Origin of the sequence: Mesorhizobium sp. M1A.T.Ca.IN.004.03.1.1 (genome assembly GCF_003997555.1) — a bacterium.
Taxonomy (GTDB): domain Bacteria; phylum Pseudomonadota; class Alphaproteobacteria; order Rhizobiales; family Rhizobiaceae; genus Mesorhizobium.
Window position 1 is genome coordinate 1 of sequence record NZ_RZTV01000291.1, and the last position, 274, is coordinate 274.

Consider the following 274-nt stretch of genomic DNA (forward strand, 5'->3'; position numbering starts at 1 on the left):
ATTGACCCAGGGAGCCAAGGCGTTATTCAGGCAGTAGACGACTTCGTATGGAATTTCGTTCGTGGTGCTGCCCGCAAGGTAAGACTGTACGCGGCGCATCAGACCAGCGAATTGCATTACGATAGCGCGGTCATATTGGGAAGCTCCCGCCAGGACGTGATCGATCGCCGCGATAAGGTGCTCGGTAAAGTCGTGCAGCCTGCGGTCGAAAAATGTGGAATCGTTGAGAAGGCGAAGGCTCTGCCTGATAAGGCTGAGATCAATGCGAGGCCGC

Annotated in this window: 1 protein-coding gene; it reads left to right on the forward strand. The window is 55.5% G+C overall.

Translation table 11 applies throughout. The annotated features are described in order from the left end of the window. Positions 1-274, forward strand: a 274-nt coding sequence (locus EOD29_RS36625; protein ID WP_206520547.1) for a hypothetical protein, incomplete at both ends; no start/stop codon positions are given.